17 protein-coding genes are annotated in these 15,586 nt (G+C 64.2%); 13 read left to right on the top strand and 4 right to left on the bottom strand.

Going from position 1 to position 15,586, the window contains the following annotated elements:
* Positions 1-11: 11 nt before the first annotated feature.
* Positions 12-713 (bottom strand): energy transducer TonB, encoded by a 702-nt coding sequence (locus tag QFZ47_RS04145; RefSeq protein WP_442480561.1) that lies wholly within the window; start codon positions 711-713, stop codon positions 12-14.
* A gap of 108 nt (positions 714-821) precedes the next feature.
* Positions 822-1,094 (bottom strand): (2Fe-2S)-binding protein, encoded by a 273-nt coding sequence (locus QFZ47_RS04140; RefSeq protein ID WP_082517598.1) that lies wholly within the window; start codon positions 1,092-1,094, stop codon positions 822-824.
* A gap of 348 nt (positions 1,095-1,442) precedes the next feature.
* Between QFZ47_RS04140 and QFZ47_RS04135 the strand changes: the two genes are divergently transcribed.
* Genes QFZ47_RS04135 through QFZ47_RS04120 form a run of 4 tightly spaced genes read left to right on the top strand, consistent with a single transcriptional unit; the run spans position 1,443 to position 5,292 of the window.
* Entirely contained in the window at positions 1,443-3,680 is a 2,238-nt protein-coding gene (locus QFZ47_RS04135; RefSeq protein WP_307654447.1) for a TonB-dependent receptor, read from the top strand.
* Positions 3,681-3,699: 19 nt separating this feature from the next.
* Entirely contained in the window at positions 3,700-4,386 is a 687-nt protein-coding gene (locus tag QFZ47_RS04130; RefSeq protein WP_307654446.1) for a Fe2+-dependent dioxygenase, read from the top strand.
* Positions 4,387-4,423: 37 nt separating this feature from the next.
* Positions 4,424-4,723 (top strand): PepSY domain-containing protein, encoded by a 300-nt coding sequence (locus tag QFZ47_RS04125; RefSeq protein ID WP_307654445.1) that lies wholly within the window; start codon positions 4,424-4,426, stop codon positions 4,721-4,723.
* 14 nt (positions 4,724-4,737) lie between these two features.
* Positions 4,738-5,292 (top strand): cytochrome b/b6 domain-containing protein, encoded by a 555-nt coding sequence (locus tag QFZ47_RS04120; protein WP_307654444.1) that lies wholly within the window; start codon positions 4,738-4,740, stop codon positions 5,290-5,292.
* Between the two features lie 24 nt (positions 5,293-5,316).
* Here the strand turns inward: QFZ47_RS04120 and bfr are convergent, their stop codons facing one another.
* A complete protein-coding gene (bfr, locus tag QFZ47_RS04115) occupies positions 5,317-5,793 on the bottom strand; it encodes a bacterioferritin (RefSeq protein ID WP_307654443.1) in 477 nt (158 codons plus the stop codon).
* Positions 5,794-6,036: 243 nt separating this feature from the next.
* Between bfr and ahpC the strand changes: the two genes are divergently transcribed.
* Positions 6,037-6,609 carry an alkyl hydroperoxide reductase subunit C gene (gene ahpC / locus QFZ47_RS04110; protein ID WP_025569327.1) on the top strand — a complete coding sequence of 191 codons (573 nt, stop codon included), beginning with the start codon at positions 6,037-6,039 and terminating at the stop codon, positions 6,607-6,609.
* 85 nt (positions 6,610-6,694) lie between these two features.
* A complete protein-coding gene (ahpF, locus tag QFZ47_RS04105) occupies positions 6,695-8,251 on the top strand; it encodes an alkyl hydroperoxide reductase subunit F (RefSeq protein ID WP_307654442.1) in 1,557 nt (518 codons plus the stop codon).
* 42 nt (positions 8,252-8,293) lie between these two features.
* Here ahpF and ppsR read toward each other — a convergent pair whose 3' ends face one another.
* Positions 8,294-9,115 carry a posphoenolpyruvate synthetase regulatory kinase/phosphorylase PpsR gene (ppsR, locus tag QFZ47_RS04100; RefSeq protein ID WP_307654441.1) on the bottom strand — a complete coding sequence of 274 codons (822 nt, stop codon included), beginning with the start codon at positions 9,113-9,115 and terminating at the stop codon, positions 8,294-8,296.
* Positions 9,116-9,305: 190 nt separating this feature from the next.
* Between ppsR and ppsA the strand changes: the two genes are divergently transcribed.
* The 7 genes from ppsA to dnaB all read left to right on the top strand — a co-directional run bounded on the left by ppsA (position 9,306) and on the right by dnaB (position 15,579).
* Positions 9,306-11,699, top strand: a complete 2,394-nt coding sequence (ppsA, locus tag QFZ47_RS04095) for a phosphoenolpyruvate synthase (protein WP_307654440.1) — start codon at positions 9,306-9,308, stop codon at positions 11,697-11,699.
* Between the two features lie 214 nt (positions 11,700-11,913).
* Entirely contained in the window at positions 11,914-12,420 is a 507-nt protein-coding gene (locus QFZ47_RS04090) for a hypothetical protein (RefSeq protein WP_307654439.1), read from the top strand.
* Positions 12,421-12,534: 114 nt separating this feature from the next.
* Positions 12,535-12,909 carry a 30S ribosomal protein S6 gene (rpsF, locus tag QFZ47_RS04085; RefSeq protein WP_012746958.1) on the top strand — a complete coding sequence of 125 codons (375 nt, stop codon included), beginning with the start codon at positions 12,535-12,537 and terminating at the stop codon, positions 12,907-12,909.
* Between the two features lie 4 nt (positions 12,910-12,913).
* Positions 12,914-13,231 (top strand): primosomal replication protein N, encoded by a 318-nt coding sequence (gene priB, locus QFZ47_RS04080; RefSeq protein WP_307654438.1) that lies wholly within the window; start codon positions 12,914-12,916, stop codon positions 13,229-13,231.
* A gap of 21 nt (positions 13,232-13,252) precedes the next feature.
* The gene (gene rpsR / locus QFZ47_RS04075) at positions 13,253-13,534 is read left to right on the top strand and encodes a 30S ribosomal protein S18 (RefSeq protein WP_007830781.1); all 282 of its coding nucleotides are present in this window, start codon (positions 13,253-13,255) and stop codon (positions 13,532-13,534) included.
* 12 nt (positions 13,535-13,546) lie between these two features.
* On the top strand, positions 13,547-13,999 hold the full coding sequence (gene rplI, locus QFZ47_RS04070) for a 50S ribosomal protein L9 (RefSeq protein WP_007830783.1): 453 nt from the start codon (positions 13,547-13,549) through the stop codon (positions 13,997-13,999).
* 170 nt (positions 14,000-14,169) lie between these two features.
* On the top strand, positions 14,170-15,579 hold the full coding sequence (dnaB, locus tag QFZ47_RS04065) for a replicative DNA helicase (protein WP_307654437.1): 1,410 nt from the start codon (positions 14,170-14,172) through the stop codon (positions 15,577-15,579).
* Positions 15,580-15,586 lie beyond the last annotated feature (7 nt).

Genomic DNA, 15,586 nt, shown 5'->3' with positions numbered 1-15,586 from the left:
CCAGAGAAGAATTAATTCAGTTTGAATGAGAAGGGGGCCCGCAGCAGGTAGGTGGTCTGCGCGTTGCCTCCCGTTTGCCTGAAGGGCGTGACCTGGGCGGTTCGGGCGGCGCTGAGCGCCGCTTCGTCGAGCCGTTCGAATCCGCTGGACTTGAAGAGTTCGACGCGCTTGGCGAAGCCTTCGCTGTCGAAATAGATCGAGACGACGGTGGTTCCCGACTCGCCCAGCCGCCTGCTCATGCTGGGATACACGAGCTTGGGTTCCCTGACGTAGCGCGTCTGGCCTTCCGAAATCTCGATCGTCCGCGGTGCGGGCGGCGCCGGTGGAGGGGCCGGGGGAGCGGGCGGGGTAGGAGCGGGAGCCTCCGCGATGGGCGCGGGGGGAGGTGGCTCGGGCACGCCGACCGGCGCGCTGGGCGCGGGTGTCGGCTTCGGTTCGCGGACGGCCACCGGGCGAGGCGGAGGCTTGACGGCCTCGGGTTTGCGCTGCGGAGGCGGCGGCGGAGGTGGAGGAGGCGGCTCGGCCGGCTTGGGCGGCTCGACGAACTGGCTCAATATTTCGACAGGGATCACCACTTCGGCAGCGCGGCGCAGCAGGCCGCTTTGCAGCGCCCACAGCGCGGCTGCATGAAACAGGATCACGCCCCCGGCAATGAGTGCATTGCGCGAGAGGCCCAGAACGGAGGGAGGGGGGGCAAAGCGGTCAGACACGATCAACCAATTCGAATGCGAGCGCGCACGGAGCGTGCCTCGATTGCAGCAAAACCGCTACGACTACTGTTTACTTACGAAAGATCCACCAGACCGAGCCTGCAACGAGTATCAGGCTGCCGCCGAGCGCCGAGAAGAGTTCCATGCCTTGCTTTCCGAGATGGAGGTGGCAAGCTGGATCGCACTCGTTCCCGATTCGCGGTTCAACGCGGCAACCGGATGAGAGGCGCTGCACTGCGCGACGATATCGCGCGCACAGCCTTCACACTGGCCACACTGGGTGGCCACGCCAAGTTCGAACTGGACTTCGTCGAAAGTCATGCCGGCCCGCACGTGACGTGCGATTTCACGGTCGGAGACTCGGCGGCAGACGCAAACGATCATGGCGGTGAAAGCGGCAGTTGGCTGGCTGGTTGGGTTCGAGCCGATTATAAATACGAATCTCTCGCATTTTCAATCACTATCCCCTCGAGAGGTCTTTCGTACTGCTGTGAAAAAGTTGCATTCTGACAACACGCGAATCTAATTGCGAATGATTAAGACTACGTTCGCACTACACTCCAGCCCAATTTCGGCAAGCCACCACCGGTAAAGCACCGGTCCCAGCCAGCCATTCAAACCAGCCGTTTGGCTTTCTGGGAGGTCCTCTTGTCCAATGTTGCCCGTCGGCGCGCTCGTGCGTTGCGTCCCTTGTCTTCTTCGGTTCCTGCGGCGGGCGCCGCGACATCCAGCATGCCGCGCGAAGCGGCCATCCTGCCTTTCGGGGCCCTGATGCTGGCTGCATCGGTCAGCAGCTGGGCGCAAACGCCGGCGGCGCCGGTGCAGGGCGGAACCCTCGGAACCATCACGGTGACGGAGCAGGCCGAAGCGCAGAGCAAGGACAAGGTCCAGACCAAGAAGACCAGCATCGGCAAGGGAACGCAGGAGATCCGCGACATTCCGCAGTCGATCAACGTCATCACCGAAAAGCTGATCGACGACGTCAAGCTCGACACGCTCAAGGACGCCTTGCACTATTCGGCCGGCATCACCTTTGCGGCCACCGAGAACGGCACCGACCAGGACATCCGGCTGCGCGGCTTCCCGATTGCCAGCACCGGCGATCTCATGATCGACGGCATGCGCGACCCCTCGCAGTACGACCGCGACACCTTCAACCTCGACCGCATCGAAGTGCTGCGCGGCTCGGCCTCGATGCTCTTCGGCCGCGGCTCGACGGGTGGCGTGGTGAACCAGGTGAGCAAAAGGCCGATGCTGGCCGACCAGACCGATGTCGTGGGCACCATCGGCAGCGGTGGCTACTTCCGCACCACCGCCGATTTCAACGTGCGCACCGGCGAGACCTCGGCGCTGCGCATCAATGCGATGTACAACAAGGCCGACAACGGCGGCGCGAACATCGACAAGTACGGCATTGCGCCGTCATACAGCTGGGGCCTGGGCACCGCGGACGAATTCACCGTCGGCCTGTTCCACCTGAAGAACAACAACGTGCCGATGTCGGCCGTGCGCTATGTCAACGGCAGCCTGGCGCCGGTCAAGCCCGGCAACTTCTACGGCACCTCGGCGGACTTCGTCGACGGCGAGGCGAACTATGTGCACGGCGCATGGAAGCACACCTTCGCCAACGGCGGCGAACTGCGCACGCAGCTGCGCAGCGGCGTGTTCGAACGGGCGCAGTGGAGCACCGCGGTGGGCGCCTGCGGCGCGCTTCCGACGGCGGCGGGCACCTGCCCGGCCGGCACCCGGGCGGTCACGTCGCTCGATCCGTCGACCTTCCTCACGCGCAGCAGCCTCACGCCGCGCAAGGACCGGTACAAGGCCACCTATGCGCAGAGCGACTACAGCCTGGCCTTCGATGCGCTCGGCATGAAGCATGAGCTGCTCACCGGCATCGATGCCTCGAAGGAAGAGGCCGTTCGCTTCCAGAACAACGGCAGCACACTGGGCATCCGTCCGCCCACGCGCGTCGGCACTCCCGACGATGGCACCGGCCTGGTTGGCACCGGCCTGTCGCCGCAATGGCGCAATTCGAGCAACTACGATGCGAAGGCCTACGGCCTCTACGTGCAGGACCTGGTTCAGGTCGCGTCGCACTGGAAGGTGCTCGGCGGCATTCGCTACGACAACTTCAAGGGCGACTTCGAGCAGCTGAACTACCGCACCGGTGCAGTGAGCAACACGCCGCTGAGCGTCACCAGCACGCACCTGTCGAATTCGCCGTGGAGCTACCGTGGCGGCGTGCTGTATCAGCCTTCGGACACCCAGTCGTACCACCTGTCGTACGGCACTTCGTTCAACACCTCGGCCGACACCTACCAGTACGTCACGCCGCAGAACGCCAATACGCCGCCCGAGAAGAGCCGCAACCTCGAACTGGGTGCCAAGCTCGACTGGCTGGGCGGCGCGCTCTCCACGCGCGGCGCGATCTTCCGCACCGAGAAGTACAACGAGCGCACCACCGATGCCGACTTCGCCGGCTCGGCCTACACGCTCTCGGGCAAGCGCCACACCGCGGGCGTCGAGCTCGACGTGGTCGGCCGCCTGGGCCCGCAGTGGGAGATCTACGCTTCGTACACCTGGGTGCCGGTCGCCAAGATCGACCAGGCCGGCAGCGCGGCTGCGGCGCAGGCCTCGATCGGCCAGCGCGTGGGCCTCACGCCCAAGCAGTCGGGCGCGGTCTGGGTGAGCTACCAGGCGACACCGAAGCTGCGCGTCGCGCTGGGCGCGCATGGCGCGACCGAGAACCGCCCGCTGACGGGCAACACCGGCGCCGCGTCGGCGACCGCCCGCGTCCCGGGCTACGTGGTGGCCGACGCCATGCTCGAATACAAGTTCACCCCGGACGTGTACGTGCAGCTCAACGTCAACAACCTCAGCAACAAGGCCTACGGCGATCAGCTGTATCCGGGCTTCGCCATCCTCGGCACCAAGCGGCAGGTGCTCGGCACCGTCGGCGTGCGCTTCTGATCGGACTATCCTCGGAGCCATGCTGCTGCACATCAAAGAGGTGCTCACCTCCGAGGAGCTGGGCGAGGCCCGCGAGATCCTCGCCGACGCCCCCTGGGGCGACGGACGGATCACCGCCGGCAGCCAGTCGGCGCAGGCCAAGAACAACGAACAGCTGCGCGAGGACTGCGAACAGACCCGCGCGCTGCAGCAGCTGCTGCTGCGCGGCCTGGAACGGCACCAGGTTTTCTTCTCGGCAGCGCTCCCGAAGCAGATCTCGCCACCATTGTTCAATCGCTATGGCGGCGCGGCCAACAGCTTCGGCAATCACGTTGACAGTGCGGTCCGCTTCCTGCGCGATGGTTCAGGGCGGGTGCGCACCGACATTTCGTGCACCCTGTTCCTGGCCGAGCCCGGTGAATACGACGGCGGCGAACTCGTGATCGAGGACACCTTCGGCACCCAGCGTGTGAAGCTCGCAGCCGGCGACATGGTGCTCTATCCGGGCACCAGCGTTCACCGGGTGCTTCCCGTCACCCGCGGGTATCGCCTGGCGAGCTACTTCTGGATCCAGAGCATGGTGCGCAGCGATGAGCAGCGCCGGCTGCTGTTCGAGATGGACAACCACCTGCGCCATCTGCGCAGCCAATATGGCGAGACCGATTCCGGCGTGATCGGCCTCACGAGCACGTACCACAACCTGCTGCGCATGTGGCTCGACATCTGAGCCGCGGCGTGGCGCCTGCAACGCCAGGAGATCATTCATGAACAAGTCACTTCTTTTCGCCGCAGCCACTGCGGCCGCGCTCCTTGGGTCTGCATCGGCATCCGCTCAATTCGTCGAGCACGGCGCGGTCAAATGCGCGCCGGTTCCCAAGGAAGAAATGCGCCCGCAGATGGAGCTTCAGCGCAAGCTGACCGGCGAAGGCTGGAAGGTTCGCCAGATCAAGAACTTCAATGGCTGCTACGAGGTCTACGGCTTCGACGAAAAAGGCCAGCGCGCCGAAGCATTCTTCGACCCCAAGACCTTCGAGAAGGTCGGGCAGGTGAAGCAGCCGTCCTGATGAAGAAGCGCGCGGTGCGTGCGACTCCCGATCGTCCGTCGATGCGGGTCTGGGCGCCCTGGCTGCGCGCAACGCATTGGGCGCTGGTCGCGGCCATTGTCGTGGCATGGTTCAGCGGTGAGGCGCTGTTGTGGCTGCACGAACTCGCAGGCTACGCAGCGATGGCCCTGATTGCCGGCCGTTGCATGGGCGGCTGGTGGGGCGGGCGCTACGCGAGGTTCGGGCAGTTCGTGCGGCCTCCCGCGGAGGTGGCGCGCTACGCCGCCCAGGTGTTCGCCCGACGCGAGAAGCGCTACCTGGGCCACAACCCGCTGGGCGGCTGGATGGTCGTCGGCTTGCTTGCCACGGTGACGGCTGTGGGCGTCACGGGCTGGATGTATTCGCTCGACATGTTCTGGGGATTGGCGTGGGTGGAATGGCTCCACCGTAGCCTGGCTTGGACGCTGGTGGCGCTGATTGCGCTGCATCTGGCCGGCGTTGCCTTCACGAGCTGGCGGCACCGGGAAAACCTGGTTGCCGCCATGCTCAACGGGCGCAAGCGCCCGCAGGAGCCGGGCGACGTCGACTGAGAACGTCGCCCAAGCCTTGTGGCATCAGCTGACTTCGCCCATCTGCGACTGCAGATAGTTCTGCACGCCGACCTTGTCGATCAGGTCGATCTGGGTTTCCAGGAAGTCGATGTGCTCTTCCGTGTCGTCCAGGATTTCCTGCAGCAGGTCGCGCGAAACGTAGTCGCGCGCCGTCTCGCAGTAGGCGATGCCGTCCTTGATGGTGGCTTGCGCGCCGGTTTCGGCGCCCAGGTCGCAGCTCAGCAGTTCGGGCACGTCCTCGCCGATGTTCAGCTTGCCCAGGTCCTGCAGGTTCGGCAGGCCGTCGAGCATGAAGATGCGGTCCATCAGCTTGTCGGCGTGCTTCATTTCGCCGATCGATTCTTCGTATTCCTTCTTGGCCAGCTTGTCCAGGCCCCAGTGCTTGAGCATGCGGTAGTGGAGGAAATACTGGTTGATTGCAGTGAGCTCGTTCTTGAGCTGCGCCTGCAGATGTTCGATGACCTTGGGGTCGCCCTTCATGTTTTTTCCTTATTCTGAAAGTACCGATTGTGAGAGGGGCGGGCGAGCCCTTGCAAGCAATCCCATGCTGCGCCGGTCTGCATGCGTTTGAGGGTGATACACGTTCGTATCCGAGCTGCCTCGAGGCCATCGAAAACATAGCGAGCTGCAATGCTTTTAATAGCTGATAACTATTAAAAACAACAGATTGGTAGTTATACTCATGTCTCGCACTTTTCATTAGCCACCACCAAGGAAACAGCAATGTCCCTGATCAACACCGAAATCATTCCCTTCAAGGCCACCGCGTATCACAACGGCAAGTTCGTGCCGGTCAGCAACGACAACTTCAAGGGCAAATGGTCGGTCGTGGTGTTCTACCCGGCTGACTTCACGTTCGTGTGCCCCACCGAACTCGGCGACCTCGCCGACCACTACGCTGAATTCCAGAAGCTGGGCGTCGAGGTGTATGGCGTGTCGACCGACACCCATTTCACCCACAAGGCCTGGCACGACACTTCGGACACCATCGGCAAGGTCAAGTACCCGCTGATCGGCGACCCCAGCCAGCAACTGGCCCGCGCCTTCCAGGTGCTGATCGAAGAAGGCGAAGACGCCGGCCTCGCCTACCGCGGTACCTTCGTGATCGATCCCGAAGGCAAGATCAAGACTATCGAAGTGCACGACAACGGCATCGGCCGCGACGCCGCCGAACTGCTGCGCCGCGTGAAGGCTGCCCAGTACGTGGCCGCCCACCCCGGTGAAGTCTGCCCCGCCAAGTGGACCGAAGGCGCCGAAACGCTCAAGCCCTCGTTCGACCTCGTCGGCAAGATCTGAGCGTTCCGAAAGCCCGGGCGCTCGCGAGGCCCCGGGCTTTTTTGTCCCCCGTTGATAGTTTTCAGTTATCGAAAGAGAGTTCGTCATGCTCGACGCCAGCACCAAAGCCCAATTGAAGAATTACCTCGAACGCGCCACGCAGCCGATCGAGATCGTCGCCTCGCTCGACGACGGCAAGGCCTCGGGCGAAATGCTGTCGCTGCTGAAGGACGTCGCCGAAGCGTCGCCGCTGGTGAAGCTGACCGAAAGCCGCGACGACAACCATCGCAAGCCCTCTTTCTCGGTCAACCGCCCGAGCGAGAACCACGGCCCGCGCTTCGCCGGCCTGCCGATGGGCCATGAATTCACGTCGCTGATCCTTGCGCTGCTGCAGATCGGCGGCTATCCACCGAAAGTCGAGCAGGCCGTGCTCGACCAGATCCGCGCACTCGACGGTGATTTCGAGTTCGAGATCTATGTTTCGCTCACTTGCCACAACTGCCCCGACGTGGTCCAGGCCCTGAACCTGATGGCCATCCAGAACCCGCGCATCCGCACCACGATGATCGAGGGCGGCACCTTCCAGGAAGAGGTCAAGGAACGCCAGGTGATGGCCGTGCCGACCGTGTTCCTGAACGGCACCGAATTCGGCCAGGGCCGCATGAGCCTGGAAGAGATCCTCGCGAAGATCGACACCAGCGGCGTCGAGCGCGAGGCAAAGAAGATCGCCGCCAAGGATCCGTTCGACGTGCTGATCGTCGGCGGCGGCCCGGCCGGCGCAGCAGCTGCCGTGTATGCGGCGCGCAAGGGCATTCGCACGGGCGTGGCGTCGGAGCGCTTCGGCGGCCAGGTGCTCGACACGCTGGGCATCGAGAACTTCATCTCGATCAAGGAAACCGAAGGACCGAAGTTCGCCCACGCGCTCGAAGAGCATGTGCGCGACTACGACGTCGACATCATGAACCTGCAGCGCGCCAAGGCGCTGGTTCCGGGCAAGGACCTGATCGAAGTCCAGCTCGAGAACGGCGCTTCGCTCAGAGCCAAGTCGCTCATCATTTCGACTGGCGCGCGCTGGCGCAATATCAACGTGCCCGGCGAGCACGAGTTCAAGAACAAGGGCGTGGCCTACTGCCCGCACTGCGACGGCCCGCTGTTCAAGGGCAAGCGCGTGGCCGTGATCGGCGGCGGCAACTCGGGCGTCGAGGCGGCCATCGACCTGGCCGGCATCGTCGGCCATGTCACGCTGATCGAGTTCGACACGCAGCTGCGTGCCGACGCCGTGCTGCAGCGCAAGCTCAAGAGCCTGGTCAATGTGGACGTGTTCACCAACGCGCAGACCACCGAGATCACCGGCGACCAGAAGGTCAACGGCCTGGTCTACAAGGACCGCGCAAGCGGCGAGCTGAAGAGGGTCGAACTCGAAGGCGTGTTCGTCCAGATCGGCCTGGTGCCCAACACCGATTGGCTCAAGGGCGTGGTCGAGCTGACCAAGCACGGCGAGATCGTCGTCGACGCCAGGGGCCAGACCTCGGTGCCGGGCGTGTTCGCCGCGGGCGACGTGACGACCGTGCCGTTCAAGCAGATCATCATCGCGGCCGGCGACGGCGCGAAGGCGGCGCTGGGCGCGTTCGATCACCTGATCCGCGCGTCGGCACCGGCCTGAGCGGGCGGCCGGCGGGTGGGCGAACCGATCCGGACGCCCGGCTCAGTAAACCAGCCGCTCGGGCCTCAGCTCCTGCAGGATGGTGGTGGCAATTTCCTCGATCGACTTGGTCGTCGTCGAAAGCCACCGGATGCCGGCCCGGCGCATCATGGCTTCGGCTTCGCTCACCTCGTTGCGGCAGTTTTCGAGGCTGGCGTAGCGCGAATCCGGCCGGCGCTCGTTGCGGATCTGGCTCAGCCGCTCGGGCTGGATGGTGAGCCCGAAGATCTTCTTGCGATGGGGCATCAAGGCCGGCGGCAGCTGGCGGCGCTCGAAATCTTCCGGAATCAGAGGGTAGTTGGCGGCCTTCAGGCCATGCTGCATCGCCAGGTAGAGCGAAGTCGGCGTCTTGCCGCTGCGGCTCACGCCCACCAGGATCACGTCGGCGCCTTCGAGGTCCCGGTTGCTCTGGCCGTCGTCGTGCGCCAAGCTGAAGTCGATGGCCGCAATGCGGGCGTCGTATTCCTTGCTCTTGCTGACGTCGCTGAAGCGGCCGATGCGGTGGTTCGACTTCACCGCCAGCTCGATTTCCAGCGGCCGCACGAAAGTGCCGAACATGTCGAGCAGCATGCCCTTGCAGCCGGTCTCGATCACTTCCAGCACCTCCATGTTCGCGAGCGTCGTGAAGACGATGGGGCGCAGGCCTTCCAGTTCGGCCGTGTGGTTGATCTGCCGCACCGCCTGGTGCGCCTTGTCGACCGTGTCGGTGAACGGCAGCCGCACATGGCGCGGTTTCATCTCGAATTGGGCCAGCACGGCGTTACCGAACGTTTCGGCGGTGATGCCGGTGCCATCGGAAATGAAGAAAACAGTGCGTGTATGCATGGTGTTGCTCTTGCGGCCTTGTCCTGCGGCGCGTGCAATCTCGCCACGCCTACAATCCGGGCCATTATCGGGAATCCGCTTTCCCATCCCCAATTCTTTCCATGCACACCGCGCCCGCACCCAGAGCAACGAGAACGATCGTGCCGCGCCGCCTGCATGCAGCACCGGTTTCAACTTCTGGAGCTTTCCCATGTCTGCACTTTTCGACGCGACCGCCCTGGTCGTACCGTTTGAAAACCTGAGGATGACCGACGTCGAGTCGGTCGGCGGCAAAAACGCCAGCCTCGGCGAAATGATCTCGCAGCTGCCGCAGGGCGTGCGGGTGCCCACGGGCTTCGCGACCACGGCGCACGCATTCCGCCAATTCCTGGCCCACGCCGGCCTGGCCGACAAGATCAGCAAGCGGCTCGCCGCACTGGACACCGAGGACGTCCGGGCGCTGGCCGCGGCCGGCGCCGAGATCCGCGCCATGGTCGAGGCCCAGCCTTTCCCGGCCGATCTGCAAAAAGCCATTGCCGACGCGTTCGCGAAACTGAACGCCGGCAATCCCGCGGCCTCGTTCGCGGTGCGCTCCTCGGCCACGGCCGAAGACTTGCCGGACGCTTCCTTTGCCGGCCAGCAGGAAACTTTTCTCAATGTGGTCGGCATCGACGACGTGCTGCACAAGATGAAGGAGGTTTTTGCCTCCCTCTACAACGACCGCGCCATCAGCTATCGCGTGCACAAGGGCTTTGCGCACGACGTGGTCGCGCTGTCGGCCGGCGTGCAGCGCATGGTGCGTTCCGATCTGGGCGCGGCTGGCGTGATGTTCACCATCGACACCGAATCGGGCTTCGACCAGGTGGTGTTCATCACCTCGAGCTACGGTTTGGGCGAGACGGTGGTGCAGGGCGCCGTGAACCCCGACGAGTTCTATGTCCACAAGCCCACGCTGCGCGCCGGCAAGCGGGCGGTGATTCGCCGCAACCTCGGCTCCAAGCTGATCCAGATGGAATTCGCGACGCCCGAAGAGAAAAAGGCGAGCGGCAAGCTGGTCAAGACCACCGACGTCAAGGCCGAGCAGCGCAACCGCTATTCGCTGAGCGATGCCGACGTCGAGCAGCTGGCCAGGTACGCGCTGGTCATTGAAGAGCACTATGGCCGCCCGATGGACATCGAGTGGGGCAAGGACGGCACCGACGGCCAGCTCTACATCCTGCAGGCGCGCCCTGAAACCGTGAAGAGCCAGCAGCAGGGCAAGGCCGAGCAGCGCTACAAGCTGCTGGGCAAGGGCGCCGTGCTCGCCGAAGGCCGCGCCATCGGCCAGAAGATCGGCACCGGCCCCGTGCGGCTCGTGCACAACATCAGCGAAATGGACAAGGTCCAGGCCGGCGATGTGCTCGTCACCGACATGACCGACCCCAACTGGGAGCCGGTGATGAAGCGTGCTGCCGCCATCGTCACCAACCGCGGCGGGCGCACCTGCCACGCGGCCATCATTGCGCGCGAGCTCGGCATTCCGGCCGTGGTCGGCTGCGGCGACGCCACCGACCTGCTGAAGGACGGCACGCTGGTGACCGTGAGCTGCGCCGAGGGCGACACCGGCTTCATCTACGACGGCCTGCTCGAAACCGAGGTGACCGAAGTGCAGCGCGGCGTGATGCCCGAGATCGACATCCAGTTGATGATGAACGTGGGCAACCCGCAGCTGGCCTTCGACTTCGCGCAGCTGCCGAACCATGGCGTGGGCCTGGCGCGGCTCGAATTCATCATCAACAACAACATCGGCGTGCACCCGAAGGCGATCCTCGACTATCCGAACGTTGACAACGACCTGAAGAAGGCCGTCGAGTCGGTGGCCCGCGGCCATGCCTCGCCGCGCGCCTTCTATGTCGACAAGGTGGCCGAAGGCATTGCGACCATCGCGGCTGCCTTCTGGCCCAAGAAGGTGATCGTTCGCCTGTCGGACTTCAAGTCGAACGAATACCGCAAGCTGATCGGCGGCAGCCGCTACGAGCCGGAAGAAGAAAACCCGATGCTCGGCTTCCGTGGCGCCGCGCGCTACCTGAGCAAGGATTTCGGCGAGGCCTTTGCCATGGAATGCGAGGCGCTCAAGCGCGTGCGCAACGACATGGGCCTGACCAATGTGCAGATCATGGTGCCTTTCGTGCGCACGCTGGGCCAGGCCGAGCGCGTGACCACGCTGCTCGGCGAGCATGGCCTCAAGCGCGGCGAGAACGAGCTCAAGCTGATCATGATGTGCGAGGTGCCGAGCAATGCCATCCTGCCGGAAGAGTTCCTGAAGTTCTTCGACGGCTTCTCGATCGGCTCGAACGACCTGACCCAGCTCACGCTCGGCCTGGACCGCGACTCGGGGCTCGAGCTGCTGGCTGCCGACTTCGACGAGCGCGACCCGGCCATCAAGGCGCTGCTGAGCCGTGTCATCAAGGCCTGCAAGGCCGAGGGCAAGTACGTCGGCATCTGCGGCCAGGGGCCCAGCGACCATCCGGACTTCGCGCTCTGGCTGGCCGAGCAGGGCATCGAGTCGATTTCCCTCAATCCGGACAGCGTCATCGACACCTGGCAGCAGCTCGCCAAGCGCTGACGACGGACGGTGGCGGGGGCATGCCGCCCCGCCACGCTGCAGCCCCTGCGGGAATCCTCATCGGGAAATTCCCGCTCCGGCGCCTGCCCAATTGAATCAGAATGTGTTACTCGTGTCAGACTTGCGACATTCGCAGGGGCGGCGGGTCGCTTGCGGATTGCTTGGCGAAGCCGCTCGTCGCCGCACCCGCCGGTATTTCGCGGAAGAAACCATCATGATTCTTGTCAAGACAGACGCCGGACAGCAGGTTCTCAAGGATCGCTCGGTACCGCTTTCGCCCCGCCAGCGCACCGCGTTCATCCTGTTCGATGGCAAGCGCTCGGTCGACGAGGTGCTTGCCGCCGCAGCGGGGATCGCGCGGGAGGAAATCGATCAGATGGTCGAGCTGGGGCTGCTCGGGCCTGCGCCAGGAAGCAAGCCGGCCGTGGCCGTGCCGGCCAAGGCACCCCAGGCGCCTGCGCCGGCCGCGAGCAAGGCGCCCGCGGCGCCGAAGCCGGCCGAACCCGCTCAGCCTTCGAGCCGCAGCAGGCAGCAGCGCTACAAGGACGCCTATCCCATTGCCACCCAATTGACCGGGGCGCTCGGCCTGATGGGCTTCAGGCTCAACCTGCAGGTCGAAGGCACCACCAGCTACGAAGACCTGGTCGCGCTGGCGCCCAAGATACGCGCCGCCGTGGGCGCGGAGAAGGCCGCGGCCCTGGACCGGGCCCTGAACGACTGACGCTGGGCACGCGCGGCGCCGGCAGTGCTACAATAGCCGGCTTTGCCTTGCCACACTGCGCCCGACGCTGCAGGTGGCTTTTCCTCTTCTACGGAAGAATCCACAAGGAGTGCCATGCGTCACTATGAAATCATTTTGCTGATCCACCCGGATCAGAGCGAACAAGTTCCGGCCATGCTGGAGCGCTACAAGGGCCTCATCACGGCCGGCGGCGGCAAGGTCCACCGCGTTGAAGACTGGGGCCGCCGCCAGCTGGCCTACCAGATCAACAAGCTCAGCAAGGCGCACTACCTGTGCGTCAACATCGAAGCCGAGCAAACCGTGATGGGCGAACTGGAACACGCGTTCAAGTTCAACGACGCCGTGCTGCGCCACCTCACCGTCCAGAAGAAGAAGGCCGAAACCGGTCCTTCGTCGATGATGAAGACGGTCGAGCGCGAAGAAGCCCGCAAGGCTCAGCAGGCCGAATACGCCGCCAACAACAGCTGATGGCGTGACCGCTGCCGCTGCTGCGGCAACCGGAGTCAATCAGCTTGTGCTGAGCGCCTCGGTTGCCGAACTCGGAGCCTTGCGATATACGCCGGCCGGCCTTCCCGCCATCGATCTGAAGCTCGAACACGAGTCGACGCTCCATGAAGCAGGAAAAGCCAGGCAGGTGAAAGCGGCCCTCAGGGCCGTTGCCTTCGGCGCCATCGCCGAACGGCTCGCAAAGCAGTCAATGGGAAGTCTCTGGCGTTTTCAGGGCTTTCTCGCGACACCGGGCAATGGCAAGCATCCGGTCCTGCACATCCAGGATTTTCAGCAAGATTAATTTTCGACAAGAGGTCCCCAAATGGCCACGTTCAAGAAATTCAACAAAGACAAGCGCCCGAAGCGCAACACCCAGTCGCTGCTGTTCAAGCGCAAGCGCTTCTGCCGCTTCACCGTCGCTGGCGTCGAGGAAATCGACTACAAGGACATCGACACGCTGCGCGACTTCATCAGCGAAAACGGCAAAATCATCCCCGCCCGCCTGACCGGCACGCGCGCGATCTATCAGCGCCAGCTGAACACCGCCATCAAGCGCGCGCGCTTCCTGGCCATGGTGCCGTACAGCGACCAGCACCGCGTCTAAGGAGCCGTCACCATGCAAATCATTCTTCTGGACAAGGTTCTGAACGTCGGCGGCCTTGGCGACATCGTCAAGGTCAAGGACGGCTACGCACGCAACTTCCTGATCCCGACGGGCCGCGCCCGCCGCGCCACTGCTGCCAACAAGGCCGAATTCGAAGCCAAGCGCGTCGAACTCGAAAAGGCTGCGGCCGCCAAGCTGGCCGAGTCGCAAGCCCAGGGCGAGAAGCTCGGCGGCACGACCGTCAAGCTGACCCAAAAGGCTGGCGTCGACGGCCGCCTGTTCGGCTCGGTCACCAACGGCGACATCGCCGAAGAGCTCGGCAAGCAAGGCTACAAGGTTGCCAAGTCGCAAGTGCGCCTGCCCAACGGCCCGATCAAGGTCGTCGGCGACAGCACCGTGAGCGTTGCGCTGCACACCGACGTGGTGGTCGACATCACCGTGACGGTCTACGGCGAAACCGCCTGATCGTCCACAGCGCCTTGTGCGCTGCCGCAAAAGCCGCCTTCGGGCGGCTTTTGTCTTTCTGCGCACCGGTTTTCCAGCCCGGTGCACCGAAAGATCACCGTTTATTCACAACCTTGTCCACACGCGCCAACGCGTGCACGGCTTAGCATGCAGGGTTGCAAGGGAAGTCCATGTCCGCCGTTTTTTCCTATGCCGACAATGATCCGTCGGCCGATCGTCAAGTCGCCAAGCTTCGCATTCCGCCTCACTCCATCGAGGCCGAGTCGAGCGTGCTCGGCGGCCTGTTGCTCGACAACGGCGCCTGGGACCGCATGGGCGACCTGCTGGTGGATGGCGATTTCTACCGCCACGAGCACAAGCTGATCTATGCCGCGATCGGCGGGTTGATCAATGCGAGCAAGCCGGCCGACGTCATCACCGTCTACGAGCAGTTGCAGGGCCTGGGCAAGGCCGATGAAATCGGCGGCCTGGTCTACCTGAACTCGCTCGCGCAGTATGTGCCGAGCGCGAGCAACATCCGCCGCTATGCGGAGATCGTGCGCGAACGCTCGATCCTGCGAAAACTCGTCTCCGCGAGCGACGAGATCGCGACCAACGCCTTCAACACCCAGGGCAAGTCGGTCGACAAGATCCTGGACGAGGCCGAACAGAAGATCTTCAACATCGGCGAAGAAGGCACGCGGATGAAGCAGGGCTTCCAGAGCATGGATGCCCTGGTCGTCGAACTGCTCGACCGCGTGACCGAGATGGCGGAGAACCCGAACGACATCACGGGGGTGCGCACCGGCTTCTACGAGTTCGACAAGATGACCTCGGGCCTGCAGCCGGGCGACATGATCGTGCTGGCCGCGCGCCCTTCGATGGGCAAGACCTCGCTGGCCATCAACATCGCCGAGCACGTGGCGCTCAACGAAGGGCTGCCGGTGGCGGTCTTCTCGATGGAAATGGGAGCCTCGCAGCTGGCGGTGCGTATCGTCGGCTCGATCGGGCGCATCGACCAGGGGCACCTGCGCACCGGCAAGCTCAGTGATGAAGAGTGGCCGCGCCTCACGGAAGCGATCGAGAAGCTGCGCAACGTGTCGCTGCACATCGACGAGACGCCGGGCCTGACCACCAGCGAGCTGCGCGCCAACGCGCGCCGCCTGGCGCGCCAGTACGGGCGCCTCGGCCTGATCGTGGTCGACTACCTCCAGCTCATGAGCGTGTCGAGCAGCATGAACGACGAGAACCGCGCCACGGCCGTGGGCGAAATCTCGCGCGGCCTGAAGATGCTCGCCAAGGAGCTCAAGTGCCCGGTGATCGCGCTGTCGCAGCTGAGCCGCGGCGTCGAAAGCCGCACCGACAAGCGTCCCATGATGAGCGACCTGCGCGAATCCGGCGCCATCGAGCAGGACGCGGACATCATCATGTTCATCTACCGCGACGACTACTACGACAAGAACAGCAAGGAGCCGGGCGTGGCCGAAGTGATCATCAGCAAGCACCGCAACGGGCCCACGGGCACCATCAAGCTGACCTTCCTCAAGCCGCTCACCAAGTTCGAGAACCTGGCCAGCTACGGCAGCAGCAACGACTACTGACGCTGCG

Origin of the sequence: Variovorax paradoxus, from assembly GCF_030815975.1 — a bacterium.
Lineage (GTDB): Bacteria > Pseudomonadota > Gammaproteobacteria > Burkholderiales > Burkholderiaceae_C > Variovorax > Variovorax paradoxus_N.
This window is presented reverse-complemented; position numbering and strand designations above follow the sequence as displayed.

Excerpts from the sequence above, each read along its gene's own strand:
- QFZ47_RS04125 (WP_307654445.1), top strand. The coding sequence starts at position 4,424 with ATGAACAAGTCACTTCTTTTCGCCGCAGCCACTGCGGCCGCGCTCCTT.
- rplI (WP_007830783.1), top strand. The coding sequence starts at position 13,547 with ATGCAAATCATTCTTCTGGACAAGGTTCTGAACGTCGGCGGCCTTGGC.
- QFZ47_RS04130 (WP_307654446.1), top strand. The coding sequence starts at position 3,700 with ATGCTGCTGCACATCAAAGAGGTGCTCACCTCCGAGGAGCTGGGCGAG.
- bfr (WP_307654443.1), bottom strand. The coding sequence starts at position 5,793 with ATGAAGGGCGACCCCAAGGTCATCGAACATCTGCAGGCGCAGCTCAAG.
- ppsA (WP_307654440.1), top strand. The coding sequence starts at position 9,306 with ATGTCTGCACTTTTCGACGCGACCGCCCTGGTCGTACCGTTTGAAAAC.
- dnaB (WP_307654437.1), top strand. The coding sequence starts at position 14,170 with ATGTCCGCCGTTTTTTCCTATGCCGACAATGATCCGTCGGCCGATCGT.
- ahpC (WP_025569327.1), top strand. The coding sequence starts at position 6,037 with ATGTCCCTGATCAACACCGAAATCATTCCCTTCAAGGCCACCGCGTAT.
- ahpF (WP_307654442.1), top strand. The coding sequence starts at position 6,695 with ATGCTCGACGCCAGCACCAAAGCCCAATTGAAGAATTACCTCGAACGC.
- QFZ47_RS04140 (WP_082517598.1), bottom strand. The coding sequence starts at position 1,094 with ATGATCGTTTGCGTCTGCCGCCGAGTCTCCGACCGTGAAATCGCACGT.
- rpsR (WP_007830781.1), top strand. The coding sequence starts at position 13,253 with ATGGCCACGTTCAAGAAATTCAACAAAGACAAGCGCCCGAAGCGCAAC.
- rpsF (WP_012746958.1), top strand. The coding sequence starts at position 12,535 with ATGCGTCACTATGAAATCATTTTGCTGATCCACCCGGATCAGAGCGAA.
- QFZ47_RS04090 (WP_307654439.1), top strand. The coding sequence starts at position 11,914 with ATGATTCTTGTCAAGACAGACGCCGGACAGCAGGTTCTCAAGGATCGC.
- QFZ47_RS04135 (WP_307654447.1), top strand. The coding sequence starts at position 1,443 with ATGCCGCGCGAAGCGGCCATCCTGCCTTTCGGGGCCCTGATGCTGGCT.
- ppsR (WP_307654441.1), bottom strand. The coding sequence starts at position 9,115 with ATGCATACACGCACTGTTTTCTTCATTTCCGATGGCACCGGCATCACC.